We start from the raw sequence: 2,027 nt of genomic DNA, 5'->3' as shown, positions 1-2,027 counted from the left end.
CGAGGAATTCAAGGAGTTCTGTCTCCTCCGCGGTGGGCTCGTCGAAAAGCCCGCGGGTCTGCGCGTCGACATGCACGTGGCAGGTCGCGCAGGAACATCCGCCGCCGCACTCCGCGACGATGCCGGGCAGGTTGTTGCGAACCGAGCCATCCATGATCGACATGCCGACCGGCACGTCGAGGGACTTCTCGGTGCCGTCTGGCAGGACATAGGTGATCGCCGGCACGATGGCCACTCCTCCTGAGGCGGTGGTTAGGTCTTTACCCGGGTCCGGTCGTCCCCGGATGAGGCAAGGACGCGGGTCAGGCGGTCACGAGGTCACGCAGGCCGACCCGCGGGTCCGCAAGCCGGACGGGGTCGACGGGCTGGCCGGAGGCGAGCAGCCGCCGGCCCACCATGAAGTCGGCGGGCGCGTTCGCGGTCTCCACGGCGACGAGCCTGGCGTCGTGGTGGTGGAACAGCGAGAACCGCCCCGCGCCGGGGTCGCCACGCAGCACGGTCTCGAACTGGCCGCGCAGAACTCCGGTGATATTGAGCTTGAGGTCGAACTGATCGGACCAGAACCAGGGGACTTCCCGTCCGACCGCGGGCCTACCGAGTACGGTCGCGACCGCCTGTCTGGCCTGCTCGACCGCGCCGGGAATGCTTTCGAGGCGCATTCGTCCGGCGACACCGCGCACCGGCCGGCTCGTCACGTCCCCGATCGCGAGGATCCTGACGTCGTCGGTGCGGGCCAACTCGTCAACGACGATGCCGTTGTTGCAGCTCAACCCCGCGGCCCGGGCGAGCTCGTCGCGGGGCACCGCGCCGATCCCGACCACCGCGGCGTCGCACCAGGCACGACGCTCCTCGCCGCCAGGCCCGGTGACGACGACGGCGCGCAGCCGGCCCGCCTCGCCTTCGAAGCCTCGCACCACGCTGTCGGTCAGCACGGCCGTGCCGCGCTCGGCGTGGTGGCGCGCGAGAATCCGCGACAGCTCAGGGCTGGCCACCCTCGCCAGTAGCCGCTCCTCCCGCTCGACCACGGCCGCGGGCCTGCCCTTCGCCCGCACCCCGGCGGCTACCTCCAGCCCGATGTAGCCGCCGCCGACCACCGCGACCGAGCACGCGCCGAGCACGCGCCGGCGCAGCGCCCGTGCGTCGGCGAGCGAGCGCAGCATCCCGACGCCGTCGAGATCGGCCCCGGACACGAGGAGCGCACGGGAGGCCGCGCCGGTCGCCAGGACGAGGTAGTCGTACGACCAGACCAGTCCAGCGGACGAGGTGACCGTTGCGGCAGCCCGGTCAATCTCCACGACCGCCTCGCCAAGTCTCAGCGTGACGCCCTGCTCCGCGTAGAACGTCGGTTCGCGCAGCCACTTCTCGAGCGGGCCGTCCAGAAACTCCTTGGACAGCGGTGGGCGATGGTAGGGCGGCTCCGGTTCGTCACCGAAGACGATCAGCTCGCCGACGAAACCCGCCTGGCGTAGCAGCGCCGCGAACGTGTCCCCCGCGTGGCCCGCGCCGACGACGACGACCCGGCTGACCGCATGGTCGGTCACACCAGCTCCAGGCGCGTCGGGAGCCGGCGCAGCCCTCCCACGAAGTTCGTCTGCACGACCTTGCGCGCACCGGTGATCTCGATCGCGGCGAGCCGGGGGAACAGCTCCTCGAGCATCACCCGCATTTCCAGCTTGGCGAGATGCTGACCGATGCACATGTGCGGGCCGTAACCGAAGGCGATCTGGCGGTTGGGCCGGCGGTTGAAACGGAACTCGTCCGGCGCGTCGAAGATGTCGCTGTCGCGGTTGGCCGACTGGTACAGAAGCATGAACCGATCGCCTGCAGCAATCTGCTGGCCCCGCAGCACGTACTCCTGACTGGCCTGCCAGACGAAGTGCTTCACCGGCGACGCCCAGCGCAGGCCCTCGTTCACCAGATCGGGCACCAGGGACAGGTCCGCCTTCACCGCCGCGAACTGATCGGGATTCAGCGCCAGTGCTTCGAGGATGCCCGACAGGGTGCTCGACGTGGCGTCGTGGCCGGCC

3 protein-coding genes are annotated in these 2,027 nt (G+C 70.3%); all 3 read right to left on the bottom strand.

The annotated features are described in order from the left end of the window. Nucleotides 1-226, bottom strand: a 226-nt coding sequence (locus tag G6R25_RS23690; RefSeq protein ID WP_163554627.1) for a 2Fe-2S iron-sulfur cluster-binding protein, incomplete at its 3' end; no start/stop codon positions are given. Between the two features lie 76 nt (nucleotides 227-302). Continuing rightward, the gene (locus G6R25_RS23685; RefSeq protein WP_163554626.1) at nucleotides 303-1,541 is read right to left on the bottom strand and encodes an NAD(P)/FAD-dependent oxidoreductase; all 1,239 of its coding nucleotides are present in this window, start codon (nucleotides 1,539-1,541) and stop codon (nucleotides 303-305) included. Then, on the bottom strand, nucleotides 1,538-2,027 hold a 490-nt coding region (locus tag G6R25_RS23680), incomplete at its 5' end, for a cytochrome P450 (protein WP_163554625.1). The genes G6R25_RS23685 and G6R25_RS23680, both read right to left, overlap by 4 nt.

The sequence above is a fragment of the Candidatus Frankia alpina genome, from assembly GCF_902806485.1.
GTDB lineage: Bacteria > Actinomycetota > Actinomycetes > Frankiales > Frankiaceae > Frankia > Frankia alpina.
The sequence above is the reverse complement of the archived record's forward strand: the minus strand, read 5'-3'. Positions and strand labels throughout refer to the sequence as shown.